The organism is Mesorhizobium sp. M0136, assembly GCF_040322515.1.
Lineage (GTDB): Bacteria > Pseudomonadota > Alphaproteobacteria > Rhizobiales > Rhizobiaceae > Mesorhizobium.
In genome coordinates, this window is sequence record NZ_JAMYTP010000013.1 from 72,348 (window position 1) to 88,182 (window position 15,835).

At 61.0% G+C, this 15,835-nt stretch carries 16 protein-coding genes; 10 read left to right on the plus strand and 6 right to left on the minus strand.

Annotated features, from left to right (window positions below):
• The first annotated feature begins 74 nt into the window (after nt 1–74).
• The 6 genes from NKJ35_RS17295 (at nt 75) to NKJ35_RS17320 (ending at nt 7,342) form a co-directional block, all read left to right on the plus strand.
• On the plus strand, nt 75–1,118 hold the full coding sequence (locus NKJ35_RS17295) for a TrbL/VirB6 family protein (protein ID WP_352648720.1): 1,044 nt from the start codon (nt 75–77) through the stop codon (nt 1,116–1,118).
• Between the two features lie 66 nt (nt 1,119–1,184).
• Nucleotides 1,185–1,904: a VirB8 family type IV secretion system protein gene (locus tag NKJ35_RS17300; protein ID WP_352623353.1), complete on the plus strand. Its 720-nt coding sequence runs from the start codon at nt 1,185–1,187 to the stop codon at nt 1,902–1,904.
• The gene (locus NKJ35_RS17305; RefSeq protein ID WP_352648722.1) at nt 1,901–2,698 is read left to right on the plus strand and encodes a TrbG/VirB9 family P-type conjugative transfer protein; all 798 of its coding nucleotides are present in this window, start codon (nt 1,901–1,903) and stop codon (nt 2,696–2,698) included. The genes NKJ35_RS17300 and NKJ35_RS17305 overlap by 4 nt, the downstream gene beginning before the upstream one ends.
• Nucleotides 2,698–4,161 carry a type IV secretion system protein VirB10 gene (gene virB10, locus NKJ35_RS17310; RefSeq protein WP_352648724.1) on the plus strand — a complete coding sequence of 488 codons (1,464 nt, stop codon included), beginning with the start codon at nt 2,698–2,700 and terminating at the stop codon, nt 4,159–4,161. The genes NKJ35_RS17305 and virB10 overlap by 1 nt, the downstream gene beginning before the upstream one ends.
• Nucleotides 4,158–5,183: a P-type DNA transfer ATPase VirB11 gene (gene virB11 / locus NKJ35_RS17315; protein WP_352648726.1), complete on the plus strand. Its 1,026-nt coding sequence runs from the start codon at nt 4,158–4,160 to the stop codon at nt 5,181–5,183. The genes virB10 and virB11 overlap by 4 nt, the downstream gene beginning before the upstream one ends.
• 11 nt (nt 5,184–5,194) lie before the next feature.
• The gene (locus NKJ35_RS17320) at nt 5,195–7,342 is read left to right on the plus strand and encodes a type IV secretory system conjugative DNA transfer family protein (protein ID WP_352648728.1); all 2,148 of its coding nucleotides are present in this window, start codon (nt 5,195–5,197) and stop codon (nt 7,340–7,342) included.
• 167 nt (nt 7,343–7,509) lie between these two features.
• Here the strand turns inward: NKJ35_RS17320 and NKJ35_RS17325 are convergent, their stop codons facing one another.
• Nucleotides 7,510–8,145 (minus strand): LysE family translocator, encoded by a 636-nt coding sequence (locus tag NKJ35_RS17325; RefSeq protein ID WP_352648730.1) that lies wholly within the window; start codon nt 8,143–8,145, stop codon nt 7,510–7,512.
• Nucleotides 8,146–8,189: 44 nt separating this feature from the next.
• Nucleotides 8,190–9,326 (minus strand): trans-sulfuration enzyme family protein, encoded by a 1,137-nt coding sequence (locus NKJ35_RS17330; protein WP_352648732.1) that lies wholly within the window; start codon nt 9,324–9,326, stop codon nt 8,190–8,192.
• Nucleotides 9,327–9,412: 86 nt separating this feature from the next.
• On the opposite strand from NKJ35_RS17330, the gene NKJ35_RS17335 reads away from it, so the two are divergent.
• Both NKJ35_RS17335 and NKJ35_RS17340 read left to right on the plus strand, forming a co-directional pair.
• Entirely contained in the window at nt 9,413–10,078 is a 666-nt protein-coding gene (locus NKJ35_RS17335; protein ID WP_352648734.1) for a helix-turn-helix domain-containing protein, read from the plus strand.
• A 28-nt stretch (nt 10,079–10,106) separates the two neighbouring features.
• On the plus strand, nt 10,107–10,511 hold the full coding sequence (locus tag NKJ35_RS17340; RefSeq protein ID WP_352648736.1) for an FMN-binding negative transcriptional regulator: 405 nt from the start codon (nt 10,107–10,109) through the stop codon (nt 10,509–10,511).
• Nucleotides 10,512–10,696: 185 nt separating this feature from the next.
• Here NKJ35_RS17340 and NKJ35_RS17345 read toward each other — a convergent pair whose 3' ends face one another.
• Complete coding sequence (locus NKJ35_RS17345) at nt 10,697–12,934, minus strand: relaxase/mobilization nuclease domain-containing protein (protein WP_352648738.1); 2,238 nt, start codon at nt 12,932–12,934, stop codon at nt 10,697–10,699.
• On the minus strand, nt 12,931–13,338 hold the full coding sequence (locus NKJ35_RS17350; protein ID WP_352648740.1) for a plasmid mobilization protein: 408 nt from the start codon (nt 13,336–13,338) through the stop codon (nt 12,931–12,933). Before NKJ35_RS17350 ends, NKJ35_RS17345 begins: the two co-directional genes overlap by 4 nt.
• A gap of 337 nt (nt 13,339–13,675) precedes the next feature.
• On the opposite strand from NKJ35_RS17350, the gene NKJ35_RS17355 reads away from it, so the two are divergent.
• The gene (locus NKJ35_RS17355) at nt 13,676–14,401 is read left to right on the plus strand and encodes a nucleotide-binding protein (RefSeq protein WP_352648742.1); all 726 of its coding nucleotides are present in this window, start codon (nt 13,676–13,678) and stop codon (nt 14,399–14,401) included.
• Nucleotides 14,398–14,805, plus strand: coding sequence for a hypothetical protein (locus NKJ35_RS17360; RefSeq protein ID WP_352648744.1), 408 nt, complete (start codon nt 14,398–14,400; stop codon nt 14,803–14,805). The genes NKJ35_RS17355 and NKJ35_RS17360 overlap by 4 nt, the downstream gene beginning before the upstream one ends.
• A 112-nt stretch (nt 14,806–14,917) precedes the next feature.
• Here NKJ35_RS17360 and NKJ35_RS17365 read toward each other — a convergent pair whose 3' ends face one another.
• Nucleotides 14,918–15,259, minus strand: a complete 342-nt coding sequence (locus tag NKJ35_RS17365; RefSeq protein ID WP_352648746.1) for a hypothetical protein — start codon at nt 15,257–15,259, stop codon at nt 14,918–14,920.
• A 57-nt stretch (nt 15,260–15,316) separates the two neighbouring features.
• Nucleotides 15,317–15,640, minus strand: coding sequence for a DUF736 domain-containing protein (locus NKJ35_RS17370; RefSeq protein WP_006339490.1), 324 nt, complete (start codon nt 15,638–15,640; stop codon nt 15,317–15,319).
• Nucleotides 15,641–15,835: the final 195 nt, after the last annotated feature.

A 15,835-nucleotide genomic window follows, 5' to 3' on the forward strand; every position in this document is an offset into this window, starting at 1 on the left:
GCGCACGCCGACGAATGCGGCGCGCTGAAGCCGGTCAATTCAACGCCATTCGCCAGCATCATTGACGAGGATCCATGAACGGTCTCGCCGCAAGCATTCTCGGTGGCATTGACAACATCGGCGAGGACTTCGTTCGCACCGTCTATATGCAGTTGGGCAATGCGATAGGCAACGTCTTCACCCTGATGCTGACCCTCTATATCGTGTGGTGGGGCTATTCGATCCTGAGTGGGCGTGAGTCGATTTCGCCAATCGAAGCGGCCTATCGCCTCGGCCGCGCCGTCATCATCTATCTGCTGCTGACTGGATGGGGCACATTTTCCGCGACGATCTATCAGCTCGTGCAAAGCATTCCAGACGAGGTCGGTAAGGTGATCGTCGGGGCCGTGTCGCGGGCCACCGGCAATCAGCTTAGCGACCAGGCGGCAATTCCGGCGCTTATCGACAATCTCTACCAAGGGGCCCAGGACGTCGCCAATCAGGTCTACAGCGGATCTTTCTATGACATTTTTGGCGCGCTCTTGTCGCTGCTCGTCCTGCTGTCGGCCATCATCTTCGCAGCGCTTGCCATTGCCGCGATCATCGCCGCCAAAGTGATGTTGTTCATCACGCTGGCCTTGGCGCCGATATGGATCATCCTTTGGCTTTACCGATGGTCCTCGCGCATGAGCGAAGGCTTTCTTTCGCTGACCACCTTCCTGATGATCCAGCAAATCCTGATCTACGGCTTTCTCGGTTTCTACTTCTCGCTCGTCAATGCGGCGCTGAACACCGCCACGTCCGGCGGAGCGACCATGGACAGCAAAATGTCGCTGGTGCTGCCTTTGGTGCTGGTGACGATCATCGGCATCTACGTTCTCATGCAGATACCCTCGATTGCTTCGATCCTGAATGGCGGCGGGTATCTCAGCACCGTGGGCGCCTACAACCCTTATAGAAACTTCGGCAGAAACGCTGTGCGCTATTCCGGCGCGCGATGGGCCGCAGGCCGCGCCGCTCGCGGCGCCCGGCAGCTAGCGGCAAACAGTTTTCGATCTTCGCGAGCAGCCAGGGCGGATGCCGCAACCCGGTCCGCCATCCAGCAAGGTGCGCGCGATAACTCCAGACCTCTGGCCTAGAACACAAGAACGATCACCGATCGCGGCCTGGATCAGGATGCGTCGCGCAAACGAGGCAATGGTAAAGTGTCAAATCCAGTAGAAGCAGCTGCTGACCGCAGCAGCGACCTCGTCGACAGGCGCTATTACAGGGCGGGCGCGACCTGGGAAGACGACACGCACAGGTCAATGCGCCGATCGCGTACATTGGCCTGGATCGTCAGTGGCGTTTCCGGACTGGTCGCGGTGCTGTCGCTGCTGGCGCTCGTGCTCATCCTGCCGCTCCGACAGTTCGAACCGTACGTTGTGGAGGTCGACAAATCGACGGGCTACCTCGAGATCATGCGCGCGCTGAAGCCTGGAGATTTATCGCAGAACGAGGCCGTCACGGCGGCCAATCTTGTGCGTTACATCAGGGCCCGCGAAACCTACGATTCGCGAGAACTGAAACAGAATTACGACCTGGCACAGCTCTATTCGACCGACGCCGCGTCCAAGGATTTGACATGGCTTTTCACGCCTGCAAACCCGCAATCGCTGGACAAGGTTTATGACCGCAATGTCACTGTCTCGGTCGAGATCAAGTCAGTTTCCCTGCTCAATCGCAACACAGCCTCGGTGCGCTTTGCCACGATGACGCGGCGGGACAATTCGTCCACCACCGACAATTGGGTGGCGGTGATAAAATTCCGCTACACCTCGACGCCGCTCAAGAACGAATGGCGTTTCGACAACCCGTTGGGATTTCAGGTTACGGATTACCGCCGCGACCAGGAATCGGCACCCGCTGCGGGGAGCCTGCAATGAGATGGCGCGTGGGCCTCGCGCTGTCGGCCGCCCTTCTGCTCGGCACGATGCACGGCGCGGCCGCACGCGACGGCCGCATCCGATATGTCACCTTCAACAATGACGACGTGACGTCGGTGCGCGCAGCTCTTGGCATTTCGACCATGGTCGAGCTCAGCCCGACCGAAGTCATCGAAACCGTGTCGGCTGGCGACACGAAAGGCTGGTCGATCATCCCCAAACGCGGATCGCGGTTTCTGTTCGTCAAGCCGCTGGAGCGCGATGCGTGGACCAACGTCAACGTGGTCACCAACCGGCGCGTCTATTCCTTGCTGCTGCAGGCGACTGACAATGATCGGGACCGGGCATCCTTCCAGGTCCGGTTCAAATACCCCGACGAGGATATCAACGCGCGCCTGCTCTCACAGGCCAAGGAGAGCGCCGCCGATCCGGATTTGAAGGACCTGAATTATGCCGATCTCAACTACGACTACGCCTACAAGGGCGACGACAGCCTGAAGCCGCGCACCGTATTCGACGACGGCACCAAGGTGTTTCTGGAGTTCAAGGGCGACATTCCGGCGATCTTCGTTGTCGACGACAAGCGTCAGGAGTCGCTGGTCAACGTTCGCACGCAGGGCAAATACACCGTCATCGACAAGGTCGCACGGCAATTCACCTTGCGGGCCGATGGCAAGACGCTCTGCCTCTACAACCGGGCGCGACCCAACGAAATCGATCCGGTCGAGCAGGTCTACGGCCCAACGAAACTGACAGGCGGTTCCACGGTGTTCGGAACCAGCGGAGGGCGGTGATGACCCAGATCGACTATAACCAGCTGGACGGCAGCCCGACGGTCGCACGCCGCGGTGCGGGCGTGGGTACCAGGATCGCCCTGGTCGCCCTCGGCGTGGTGCTGGTTGGCGCGCTGATATGGCTGAACTGGCCTCGAGAGCCGGTATCGCGCGATGTTCGCAGCGATGGCGAGGAAAACTTCAACCCGCCCGAGTTCCGCCCGCCGGCGTTGAACGAACCGCCGCAACCTGCCGACGGCACGATCGACCAGATCGTGGTGCCGCCACCGGCCGCCGACCAGAACGGCACGCAACAAGCCGATAATGTCGATCAGACCGTGCAGGAGGGCGCGGATCTTGATGCGCAGCGGCGCGCGCTGGAGGCGCAAATGGCGGCCGAGGAAGCTCGCCGCAAGGCCGAGGCGGAAGAAGCCCGCCGCAAGGCCGCGGCTGAGGACGAGGCTCGCCGTAAGGCAGAGGCCGCCGAGCATGAAAAAGCGGTGTGGGCACGCCTGCGGTCGAACCAGATGGTGACGAATGATCAAACCGGCTCGACGGATGCCGGTGCCCAGGCGGCACAGGTCGAAATCGCGGCCGACGGTCAGATCATCCCGGTTCCCGGGGCCGACAGTGATCCCAACCAGGCATTCCTGGCGCAGTCTGAGGCAAGTTCTTCCAGCATCGTCAAAGCCAAGGTTTTCCGACGCACCGATGCGTTGATCCCTGAAGGAACGATCATTCGTGGCTATTTGGAAACCGCGATCAACACCGACCTTCCCGGCGCCGTGCGCGCTGTCGTGCGTGAGGATGTCTTCTCGCTCGACGGCAGGCGGATCCTCATTCCGAAGGGCTCGCGCCTGACCGGAGAATACCGCTCGGGGCTGGCGCGCGGTCAAAAGCGTGTTTTCATCGTCTGGAGCAGGGTCATCCGCTCGGACGGCATTTCCGTCGATATCAAGTCGCCTGGTGCAGACGCGCTCGGCCGCGGTGGCATGGGTGGCCGGGTCGATACGCACTGGGTTGAACGCTACGGCAACGCCATCATGCTTTCCGTGGTCGGCGGCGTCTCTGAATATCTGTCCTCGCTTGGCGATAGCAGCCAGAACGGACAACAGCGCCAGGTGTCGACGATCGATCCCGTGACCGGGGAGACCACGACCGTGACTTATGGCGGCAATGGCTCGCAGCGCGACGCCCGCAGCATCGCGTTCGACAAATCATCGACCGCCCTGCAGCAGCTTGCGCAAGAGGCGTTTCGCGACACGCAGAACATTGGCCCGACAGTCTATGTCGACCAGGGCACCTCGGTCGTCGTGCTGGTGCGGCGAGATCTCGATTTCTCGGACTTGTACGCGGATCCCATCCAGGACGAAGTGGCGCGCCTGAAGGCAGGTGGGCGACCGAAGACGGCGATCGATCCGACGCCTCTCTACACGACGCCAAAGGATAATTTCTATCCCGGCTATGGGAGCCCGGTGAAATGAATGCCGTGCATCCCCTCCCCGACCCGTGGGCGAGAGCCCCGGTCCTGCGCGCTCATCTGGAGCCGATATGGTCCTATTTGAACGAAGACGCGGTGTCCGAGATTGCGATTAACAGGCCGGGTGAATTGTTCATCGAACGCCTCGGCGCGAAGGAAATGGAGCACGTCGTCAAGCGCGAGGTCACGCCCGGGTGGATTAGGCATATCTCGACAGGCGTCGCTTCGGCGACCAATCAGGTCATCAACGAGGAAAAGCCGGTCCTGTCAGCTGCTTTACCCTCGGGAGAGCGCATCCAATGCATCTTGCCGCCCGCGGCTCCCGAAGGCGGAGCGATCTCGATCCGCAAGCAGGTCATCATGGATATGAGCCTTGATGCCTACAACGATCTCGGCGCATTCGAAAACACCGCTATGGGCAGCGGCCTGGCGCTTTCAACCGAGGAAAAGCGACTTGTCGAAATGCTGCATGACACGTCGCCGATGGACTTCCTGCAATATGCGGTGCGCAACCGTGTCTCCATCGTCGTTTCAGGCGGTACGTCGACTGGCAAGACGACGTTTTTGAATGCACTCTTGAAGGAGATTCCGGCCCATGAACGGGTCATCACGATCGAAGACACCCGCGAACTGAGGCTGCCGGCTGCCAACAACGTCACCCTGATAGCCTCGAAGGGCGACCAGGGCCTTGCCAAGGTCTCCGCCCAACAGCTGCTCGAAGCCTCCCTTCGCATGCGACCCGACCGTCTGCTATTGGGCGAGTTGCGCGGCGCTGAAACCTTTGCGTTCCTCCAGGCGATCAACACCGGCCATCCGGGTTCGCTCACCACCGTTCATGCCAATTCCGCCCGGTCCGCCTACGAGCGCCTGGCGCTCATGGTCATGCAGGGCAACTCGGGCCTCTCACGAAGTGAAATCCTCGACTACCTGCGCGAGGTCATTCCAGTGGTCGTCCAGATGGTCCGCACCGAAGGCGGACGGCGCGGCATCAGCGAGATTAAGTTCACCAAGGCCGAGACGATCTAGCGAGCCCATGCATGCAGAAAGTCGCAACAGCAATTTTCATGATGCTCATGGCGATGGCCCTGGGTGTCCTGCTCTTCACGGTCGCCTATGCCGCGACTGATTGGTACCGGACCGGCTCCCACGTCCTGTTCCACCAGCTGAACGCCAATCCATTGCCGGTCGTTCGTCACGCCTGGGCGGATACAATGGCGAGGAATTTTGGCCGGGTCCAATACGCCATTGCAGCGGGAGCATTAGGGTTTCTTGCGCCCCTGCTCAGCCTGTTTCTCATGCGCCCGACAAAGCGCAATGACTCTCGCTTCATGACGATGGGCGACGTGTCGAAAACCGGCCTGACGAAAGTGGGCGGCGTCTTCGTCGGCCGAGCCGGCGGCAGGCTTGCCGAAATTTTGTCGCCCGGCCGCGATCAGCGCTCCGGCAAGATCCGCTTGAGGCAGCGCAAGCTGGTCGGCGGCAAGAAATTGTGGATTGATGGCGATGATATCGGCGGCTTCGTCATAGGCCCGCCGCGCTCTGGTAAAGGCACGTCTCTCATCATCCCGAACGCATTGACCTGGCCGCATTCGCTCGTGGTTCTCGACCTGCGGGGCGAGACCTATGCGGCAACCGCCGGCTACCGTTCCACCATGAGCCGCGTGGTGCGTTTGGCGCCGGCTGACCCCGACGGCAATACCGCATGCTACAATCCGATGGACTTCATCTCGCTGGATTCGGCACAGCGCGACATCGACCTTCGCAACATCGCTGCGGCGCTGTTTCCGCGACCGCCCTCAAATGCAGATCCCTATTGGGTCAACGACGCCCGCCTCCTTTTTACCGGCATAGCGTCCTTCGTCATGGAATCACCTGCGATCCCAAACGAGAAAAAGACCTTCGCCACAATCCTCCAGATTATGAACGGTGCCGAGCAGCCGCTCCTGGAATTCATTGGCTCGCTGCGCGAGGAACGCCGCCGCGAATGTTCGCATTTCACCCTGCAAACCCTGCTGCCATATTTCGAGATGTCTGAGCGGCAGTTCTCCGGGATCTACGCCGGCGTTCGCACCGGCATGGCCCCGTTTCTCAACGAGCGCCTGATGCGAGCTACGTCGCGCAGCACGTTCGATATTCGCAAACTCAAGCGTGACCGGATGTCTCTCTATCTCGACGTGCGGCGTGAGCAGATTACGTCGCTTGGACCGTTGTTCAACGTCCTGATTACGCAGATGATGAACTTCATGTCGGAAACCATGCCGCGTCCGGACGAGCATCCGGTGCTTGTGCTGCTCGACGAGTTCCAGAACCTCGGCAAGCTCGAGAACGTGACCGAAATGGCGAGCGTGCTCGGCGGCAACGGTGTTTCGATGTGGTTTTTCGTGCAGTCGCTGAAGGCTGTAGACGAGATCTATCGCCAGGAAGGGCGCAAAACGCTCATCAACGCCGCTCGCGTGCAGATCTTTTTCGGTGCGCAGGACGCGGACGATCTGCGCTACGTTTCCGAGCAGCTCGGCGAAACGTCGGACGTGCAAAAGGACGTGACGCGCACCAAGGCAACGTTGTTCGACACTTATTACACGCGCTCGGAGCACCGCAAGGAAGTGCGGCGGCCTCTGATGCGGCCAGATGAAATCCGCACCCTCGACAAGAACAAGGTCATCATATTGCCGCGCGGCGAACTGCCGATCCTCGGCACCCGCAATTTCTATTTCGCCGACGGCCAGCTCGCCAAACGCACGTTCATGCCCCTGCCCGCCTCTGTCCACGCTTCGCGCACGAAAAGACCTGCGTTGGACGCTTCCGCGGCGGTTCCATCTCCTGCGCTCCCGACGATTGTGCCGACAGCACCCGCGTACCGCTCAGGCCTCTTGCAGACGCGCCTGCGGCGCGGCGCGACATTTGCCGCAAAAGCAGGCCATATAGCTCCGCCGCCGGGCCGGCGCGCAATCCCGAAAGAACGGCTGAAATCAAGAGACGCTGCGGCCGTGCCAGCTTATGCCGCCGTGGATTTTTCCGCTTTGGCCGCCAAAGCGGTGACAACACGCATAGCGCCCGAAAAAGAAGCGGCGGTTGCGGCGATCCTGAACAAGGTGCGGTCTCTGCGCGCCAACGCATCCGACACCGAGACTTTCGATCGAAATCTGAGCATCGTCGAAGATGCTTTGCCTGATCTAGTCGATTAGCCCTAGCAATCTACGGCGATCGCCGACAGCGAGCCTCCCCCCAGCCGTAACAGGCCGCAGTTTTGTGCCAGCCGCCACGTAAAGCGGTGCCAGAGATACCCTCCGCACCCGGGACTTGACCCCTCGCTCCCCCTCCTCGTCGCGAGGCAGTTGTTCGGGAGATTCTTTCAGGTTCGCCAAAGCAGGAGCCGCAGCCCTGCAAAACCAAAGGCGGCGGCTAAAACAACTTCAATGCCTCGCCGCGCCCGACGGTACATCCTCACCATGGGCTGCGTGGAAAACACGACGGCGTACCCGCAGAATATTGTAACGCTCAGCACCGCACATCCCGCAAGGATGACGATGACATCTGTATGCGAGGCGTCCGGTCCAAGCCCTAGCGTTACCAGTGCAATCCAGGCGAGGATCGATTTCGGATTGCTGAGGTGCATCAGCAAACCGCGCCTGTAGAGACCGAGCCCTGAGATCTGCCGGGGTGCTGTACTAGGCGTGGCATCATGCCGGTCCGGTGTCAGAGCACCCCTTCCTGCCTTGAAAGCTAAATAGAGCAGATAACAGCCTCCAAGAACCTTTAGAATCACCAGCGCCTGGGCGTAGCTTGCCAAAAGCGCGGAGATGCCTGTCGCCGCCATGATGCCCCAAAAAATCGATCCGGTGACGACGCCGGCTGACAAAGCAAGGGCTGCCTGGCGCCCTTGCTGCATTGCCGTTCCCATGATCCGCATTGTGCTGGGACCCGGGCTCCCCGCTGCAACGACGTAGGCCGTATAGACAATTAGCAGGTGGTTCAGATGGTTGAGCATCTTGGATCTTTCGCCGGTCTCTCACGCCTGATTCATTTCGGGGACTACGCCCCAGACGTCGCTCTGAGAGCCTGCATCAGGTCGTCAATAATGTCCTGAGGGTGCTCGAGCCCCACGGACATTCGCAGCAATCCGCTTGGCGCTTTGGACTTCGCACCCTCCACGGATGCGCGATGCTCGATCAGGGAGTGCGTCCCGCCAAGGCTAGTCGCCCGGACAACAAGCTTGAGGCGGCCGGCCACGGCCATCGCAGCATCGGTTCCACCTTCGACGACAAAGGAAAGCATCGCTCCGTAACCGCTCATTTGCCGCGTAGCCAGCTCGTGTCCCGGATCATCTTGCAGGCCTGGAAAAAGCACTTTCTCGACGCGGGGATGGGACGACAGGGCCTCCGCAACCTTCTCGGCGCCTTCGCAATGAGCGCGCATGCGGATCGGCAAGGTCTGCAGCCCTCGCAGTGCCAACCAACAGTCGAAGGGTGCCGCGACGCTGCCCTTGTGTTTCTGGACCATACGTAGCGGGCGAGCGAGGGGTGACGCGTGCGAGACAACAACGACGCCCGCCATCAAATCCGAATGGCCACCAATGTACTTTGTTGCCGAGTGCATGACCGCGTCCGCCCCAACTTCGAGGGGCCGTTGAAGCACTGGAGTTGCCCACGTGTTGTCCACTACGGCCAAGGCACCTGCCTCGTGCGCGATTTTGCAGATGGCCGGAATGTCGACAACGCGGATCATCGGGTTTGACGGCGTCTCGACCCATACGAGGCCAGTCCGCTGTGACGTGACCGCGGCGCGCACCGCATCCAGATCGCGCATATCGACCGCGCCGAAGTCGAAGCGAGAGCCGATATCGGTTTCGTCCATCAGCGAGCGGATGCCAAAATACATATCGTCAGGAAGGACGATCCGTCCCGTCGAGGGATGGCTCTCAAAGACCTCAGTGATTGCGGCCATGCCCGACGCAAAGGCTATCCCTTCGTGTCCTCCCTCGAGCGCGGCCATCGCCGACTCGAATGCATTGCGCGTCGGATTTGCATCGCGAGTGTACTCGAACCCAAATGGAAATGAGCCGTCGGCGCCGCGCTCGAACGTCGTGCTGGTATGAAGCGGTAATGAGACCGCCCCGGTTGAAGGGTCAACACCTCGACCGCTATGGATTGCCTTCGTTTCAAAGCGCACTGGCCAATTCCTGTTTAAGGCGCGGTTGCAATTTTGCGCCGGTCATTATATTGACCGTAAGCGATGCAAGAGCCCAAGTCAACATAATGACCGACACCCCGACACCTCTGGAGACCGAGCAGGCGCTCGGCCAGGCGATTGCGATCCGGATTGGCGATCTTAGGCGCGAGCAAAACCTGACTCTTGATAGATTGGCCAAACTGACCGGCCTGTCGAAAGGGACGGTTGTCGCGCTTGAGCAGGGCAAGGCAAATCCGAGTATCGGTATCCTTTGCCGTCTGGCAGCAGCGTTTTCGCTATCGGTTGCCGATTTGCTGAACGAGGCGCCTTCCATGGCCCCCGACCTGCCGATCGAACGGAGCGTGTCCAGGACGCTTTGGACGAGCGCCAAAGGCAGCCGGGCACAGCTTCACACATCGACCTCGGGACGCACGATGTTCGAACTTTGGAGCTGGGTCCTCATGCCGGGTGATGTGTTTGCCGCCGATGCGCACAGTCCCGATACGCGCGAACTGGTCTCGGTTACCCAGGGCTCGCTCAAGGTCACGGTGGGCAGCCACGAGATCATTCTAAATGCAGGCGAGAGCGCGCGCCTCGTTACAGATCAACCTCACTCCTATGCCGCGGCATCTGACGTGCCCGCCCACTTCTCGATGGCGGTTCTTGAACGCGGCGGACAGCGGGCCCCCGCACCCTCTTCGCCGGCAGCGAAGTCGCCCCTGGCTGTCTCGCAAGACCTCGCTGACCACTGACAACAGCCCTAAAGCAGGAGATCCCCCTTTGTACGTTCCTCCGCATTTCGCCGTGCCCGATCAGAACGCCCTCTTTGATCTTATCGAAAAACACCCGTTTGGTATCCTGATCACCCACAGCAACGGCTCCCTCGACGCTGTTCGGGACGACGAGCGCTATGTGCGCCGCAACGTCGCGAAGCTCACTCAAATGCACGAGGCCAACCAGCCGGCCCCGTGGAAGATGGGCGACGCGCCGAAGGATTTCATTGACACAATGGCAAAAGCGATCGTGGCCTTGGAGATCGAGATCACCAGCCTGGTTGGAAAATTCAAGCTCAGCCAGAACAAGGAGCTGCGCGACATCCAGAACGCCGGGGAGACGCTGACTGCTCAAGGCGCTGTTGAGGTGGGCCAGGCGATGCTCGCAGCGGCAGCGGCCAAATCCCAATAGCAACTATCTTGTCCCGACAAAGCACAGGTGCTGGATTCCCAACGGGTGACCTTGAGCCGGAAACGGGACCAGGATCTGACAACTGCGATGCGGTAGCAATTTCGATATCATGCCCGCACGAACGAGCCTCGGCGACATTGTCCCTGCACCGTCCCGCGCCTTAAGGGCCGGCAATCGATCTTTGCTCAGCGCTCGTAATCGTAATCATTTGAGCGCTGGGTCTTGCGGTCCTGTTCTTCAGCCTGCTGAGCCTTCTGCTTGTTGGCGTCCTTCTGCTTGGCTCTCACCTTCTCCTGCCCGGTGCCTGTGCGCGGCTCCTCAGGCTCGCGGGGATCGGCCCGAGTTGGAAGGTCGCGCCCTCGCGCCTCGCGCTCGGGTATCGGCTCGCCACCGCCACCACGACGCTGCTGCTGCCGCTCGAATTGCAGCCGCGCGAGACGGTCGTGCATCTTGTCGTTCACCTCTTCACGATACTGTTCGAACTGCCCTTGATGCGCCGGCGGCAGCGTCTCGCGCATGTTGTCCAGAGCCTGATTGACGCGGGCCATCTGACGCCGCATTTCCAAGGGGGTTTGCGCCATGTTCAAATCTCCTATCAGTGCATTCAATTCTCTCATACCCGGATGAGACAGGAAAGACTTCTGCCCCGATTGATCAGCTCCGCGACCCGCGGCAGGACCTGGTTGCCCCTCACCTGTCCGATCGCGACGGAACCGCAGAAAATTGTTGCCGATCGATTCCGCTGCCGTGAGAGCCTGACCGACTATGCCCGCGGTCCGCATCGTCGTCACAGTCTTTTGCCATGCGGCAGCGATTGCATCGCCGTTAACGACAAGGGATTGCCCATCGATACGGCGTTGCCGCTTGGCCTCCACTCGCTCGATCGTCCTGGTGCTGACCTGGTAGCGCGGATCGCTCTGCGCGCGGCTATAGGCTCCGGCATGCTCCTTCGTGAATGGCCGCGTCATCGCATGATCCATGCGCCGCGTTGCCACCATCGCAATGCCGTTCTCGCGTGCTTTTTCCGCAAAGGTCTCGCGCCAGGCTGCGAGATCAGGCTTGTAGAATTTCAGGCGTTCGCCGTCGGCTGACCGTGCCTGCACCATCGCATGGATATGGACGTGCTTGGTGTCCTTGTGATGCGCGAGGACGAACTTGTATCCTGACGCGCGCTCCTCGAGCACGCCGCGCGCCGCGGCCATGACGGCGTTGGCATCGGTGCCGGCCCTTGCCGAAAAAAGCAGGTGATAGGCATTGCGGCGTTCACGCCCCGAAAACTGCGGGCGCCATTGTTCATAGACCGAAGCGGCCGCCTTGGTGGAATTCTTCACCCCGGGTACAGGCTCGCCATTTGCGTGGCGAACCTGGCTGTGGGTGCGGATGAACTTCTGCAGGAAATATTTCGCTTTGGGTTCACGGCTGACGGCCGCCGTTACCTCCGCCTTGGCGACCACCCCCGCCGCGCCCATGGCTTCAGACAACCGCGCCTCGATCCTGTCGAGCGCCTTGCTGCGCGAATTCTCCCGACCGCCGGCAAGCACCTTGGCGAGCGGTCCTGCCCGCTGATCGGTGTGCGCGTAGACCTGCACCGTCTGTCCGTCCTGAGCATAGATGAACGGTTTTGCGCCGAAGGCCTTGGTCAGCGCCTCGCTCAAGGCGGCATCGGTGACCTGGCCGGCGAGCTCGAAACGAACCTCGATAAAATTGGTGTTTTCCAAGGGCGGTTCGAACGTCTCGCAAAACGTTTCCAGGAACGCCTTTCGCGCGCCGCCTGTCGCAAGAACCTGTCCATCTTCGTCGAAGATCTCGATGTCGTGTTTCTCGCCTTTTTCGTCCTCGCGCTTGCCGATGTAATTGAGCAGCCGCGCGGCGGCTTCCCTGGTCGACGGAGGATTGGGCATGACCTTGAACACGGCAGGCTGCGCACCCGCCGCATAGCCTGCCCTCGCCGCCACGGCCCGCGCCTGATAGCCCGCCCGCGCCGCTCGTCCTGTGCCGCCAGAGCGGCCAGCACCACGGCCGCCGCCCCCGCCGCGCCGCTTCCAATCTTCCTCCTCCTCTTCCGGCCGGAAACCGGCGAGCGTGGCGCCATAGACCATGATCGGCGCACTAGCGGCCTTGGGCGAACTCGCAGCAGCAGTGGACTTCGGTGCCCTGCTGGACATGGAGCTCCCCGCCGCCCCCAATCCTCCCGGCGACGAACGAGGGGCGTTCCTGCCGCCACCTGCCGTCGAGCCGGCTTGACCTTGCCGGAGGCGTTCGCCGCCACCGGTCCTATAACTCTTCATCGCCTGGAATTCACCGGCCGCGCGTCCGGCTCCCGTCACAGAATTGCGGTCGTCCAGCTCCTCCCGCTTCACGCCCGACCCGCCCCGCAGATAGCGTTCGATTTCGGCCGCGTAGCCGGCAAGACGACCGCTCATGGCCTGGCCTCCCTCGCCTTGCGAGACTCGACGGTCATCGTTTTCAGTTCCTCGCGAAACTGCCGCACGAGGTCGCCCACCGCGATCAGCGCCTGCTCAAGAGCCTCATCATGGGCGACACGGCCGTCGTTCATAGCGCGCACGGCCTGATTGAAATTGATGCCGACGCGCCGCAGCTGATCGGTCATGTCCACGATCGCCGGCCGCAACGCCTCTGATGCGATAGGCAGATGCCCGGCCCCTGCCCGCACCAGGCGCCGGACGACCTCGCTGACGGTAACGCCGTCCCGCTCCGCAATGGCTTTGAGGTTGGCCAGCTCGTCAGCCGAAAACCGGATGTGCGTCACCTCGCCGTAGCGCCGTGACGCGTTCTTTACCGCTGCTTTCTGGACGTCTGCATCCATCTCTCAAGCCCGCTTGCGGGCGCTAAGGCCCGCCAGGGCCGCGCCGCCTATTTTGTGTATCACAAAATAGGCTATCCTGCCAATAGTGAGCAAAGGATGCGTTAACTTGTTTCCATGTTAACATGGAAACATCAGCCCTCTGCGCAAGCCGGAATGCGCAGTCGATGGGAAATGCGCAGTCGATGGGCCACCGGACCTGATAGCAGCTGCGCAGAAACTGCACCTTTAGCGAGCCCTTATCGGTGCGCGCCTGGGTTGCCAAACCAGTCTTCCCCGTCGACAATGTCACATGTTTCGCCCGTGATTTTGTTTCATGTATCCATGATGATTTGTTTCCATGTTAACATGGAAACAAGGAGACAACGCCGGAAGGAGGCCCCCCATGATTATCTGCGCTGCGATCCCCAAGGGCGGCACTGGCAAATCGACGATGCTGCGCACTCTCGCATCCGTCGCGCTGCATCGGGGCTATTCGGTTACTCTTATCGACGGCGACCGGCGGCAGAACATGAACCGCTGGTTCCAGATGCTGGGCGAAGCTGGCAATCGTCCTGACAGGCTCCAGATGGTGAGCGCGATGACCCCGCAGGAAATCCTCCGCGCCGCAGCCACTCACAACGGCGAACGCTCGGTCGTCTTGATCGATACGGAAGGCACCACAAATGACAACCTCATGGCGGGGCTCTTCGCGGCCGACATTGTCGTCGTGCCGGTCTATTTTGCCCTCGACGATGTGACCGCCGCCATCCAGATCACCGACCACTACATCCCGCTGGCGGTCGAGAGCCGGGGTAGACCGCTGCCTGCGATATTCGTGCTGACCAAGCAGACCATCATCGATGGCAGGGCGCGAGCCCTGACAGAACTGCGCGCCATCATCCAGGCCAACGGCACGCCGATTGCGGAACACGTCCTGCACAATCGCGTTGCCTACCGCGACCTTCAGACCGGGCAGACCCTTTACAGCCCCGAGGTGCCCGACGCGAAGGCGATTGCCGAGAGCGAAGGGGTCTTCGATGACCTTCTGCAAACCTTCATCGAAGCCACAAGGAACGCGGCATGAGTGAAGAAACCGCACCCAAAGTCGGTGACGACAAGAAAGCCCGCATGATGAAGGCGATCTCCACGCAGCCGCCGGCGCTGCCCAGCATGTTCATCCCACAGAAGGCCGAGCCATCAGGGATCAAGGAGCAAGCTACGCCCCAGATGCAGGAACCGACAAAGCCATCCCCGGCAGTCGGGCCCGATTTCCGCAAGCTGCTGCGGCAGGGTCAGAAAAAGGACCCCATCGCCGGAAAGAAGATTCGCGAGGAGGAGATGATCCGCTGCGGATACTATCTGACGGCCGTGGAGCAGCGCCAGTTCAAATTGCTGGCGATCAGCAACGGGCACAGCATGACCGAACTGCTGCGTAAGGCCGTGCAGGATTATATCCGCATACATAAGCACAAACTGCCGAAGGAATAATCGGCGGTATGGAGTCGCTGTCGCATGCTGTGACGGGTGATGTTCCTGGCTCTTTGCGACGCGCAAAAAAAAGGGCCCGCGACGGAGTATCCCGTCGCGGGCCCTGAGATGCCTACTTGGGTTGGTTGAGGTGTTTCAGCAGTTGCCCGAGGATGCCTTCCCGCTTCGGACGCCCGCTTGCCGCCGCTTTGTCGTCGACCAGCTTTGCGACCAATTTGGGCGACAGAGGCATGAAGTCGTAGCCGTGTGAGATGGCTGCGCGGTGAAGATCCTCAAGCGTTTCGAACGCGCGATCGTGGGTGCCGAGCCAAAGACCGGGCTCGTCGGTTTCTTGGTGGGGGAACGCTTGCAGGAAGTAAGTCCGAAGCGGTGGGTCGTAGCCGATGACAGCGTCTGGATCCGAGCGGACCTGTCCGGGGACGGTGCCAGTGACAGCGATGGTGTAGCGGCTCATTGCAACCTCCTTTTGCCGGTGGGGAGCCGGCCCCTTGCGGGGCCGGCCACCGATGCCTCACTGGGGGTTGTTCCAGAGGATGACCTTCTTGTTTTCCTCGCCACCCGGGGCGGGAGCGAGATTGCCGAAGATGACGCCGATCTCGGGGGCTTCCAGCTTGACCGAGAGGTATTCCTCGCCCGAACGCTGGGAGATGCGGTGCCAGCCGGCTCCGATCTCGAAGCCCGTGCGCTTGTTGACGATCCGGTAGTCGGGCGCGTCCTCGCGCGACTTGTTGGTATTCGGGATCAGGGTGATCGGGGCGTTGACCCGGAGCGTGGCAAAGACGCCTTCCATCGAGCCGTCGGACTTGGTGGTGAGGTTTGCGATCGTGGTGGCCATGGTAGTTCTCCTTCGGTTGCATCGGGGCCATTCCCGATGGCGCCAAAGGAGAGGGCCGTCCTGCTGCGGTCATCTCGGCGAAAATTCTGGAAAATTCTATTTGCCGAAAAACAGCGGGCAGGCCCTTCGCCTGTCCGCAGACAAAAACAGAAATCGAATTTTCCTGAATTTTCGCCGAGTGTACCCCCAACGGGG

Excerpts from the sequence above, each read along its gene's own strand:
- NKJ35_RS17295 (WP_352648720.1), top strand. The coding sequence starts at position 75 with ATGAACGGTCTCGCCGCAAGCATTCTCGGTGGCATTGACAACATCGGC.
- NKJ35_RS17305 (WP_352648722.1), top strand. The coding sequence starts at position 1,901 with ATGAGATGGCGCGTGGGCCTCGCGCTGTCGGCCGCCCTTCTGCTCGGC.
- virB10 (WP_352648724.1), top strand. The coding sequence starts at position 2,698 with ATGACCCAGATCGACTATAACCAGCTGGACGGCAGCCCGACGGTCGCA.
- virB11 (WP_352648726.1), top strand. The coding sequence starts at position 4,158 with ATGAATGCCGTGCATCCCCTCCCCGACCCGTGGGCGAGAGCCCCGGTC.
- NKJ35_RS17320 (WP_352648728.1), top strand. The coding sequence starts at position 5,195 with ATGCAGAAAGTCGCAACAGCAATTTTCATGATGCTCATGGCGATGGCC.
- NKJ35_RS17325 (WP_352648730.1), bottom strand. The coding sequence starts at position 8,145 with ATGCTCAACCATCTGAACCACCTGCTAATTGTCTATACGGCCTACGTC.
- NKJ35_RS17335 (WP_352648734.1), top strand. The coding sequence starts at position 9,413 with ATGACCGACACCCCGACACCTCTGGAGACCGAGCAGGCGCTCGGCCAG.
- NKJ35_RS17345 (WP_352648738.1), bottom strand. The coding sequence starts at position 12,934 with ATGAGCGGTCGTCTTGCCGGCTACGCGGCCGAAATCGAACGCTATCTG.
- NKJ35_RS17350 (WP_352648740.1), bottom strand. The coding sequence starts at position 13,338 with ATGGATGCAGACGTCCAGAAAGCAGCGGTAAAGAACGCGTCACGGCGC.
- NKJ35_RS17355 (WP_352648742.1), top strand. The coding sequence starts at position 13,676 with ATGTTAACATGGAAACAAGGAGACAACGCCGGAAGGAGGCCCCCCATG.
- NKJ35_RS17360 (WP_352648744.1), top strand. The coding sequence starts at position 14,398 with ATGAGTGAAGAAACCGCACCCAAAGTCGGTGACGACAAGAAAGCCCGC.
- NKJ35_RS17365 (WP_352648746.1), bottom strand. The coding sequence starts at position 15,259 with ATGAGCCGCTACACCATCGCTGTCACTGGCACCGTCCCCGGACAGGTC.
- NKJ35_RS17370 (WP_006339490.1), bottom strand. The coding sequence starts at position 15,640 with ATGGCCACCACGATCGCAAACCTCACCACCAAGTCCGACGGCTCGATG.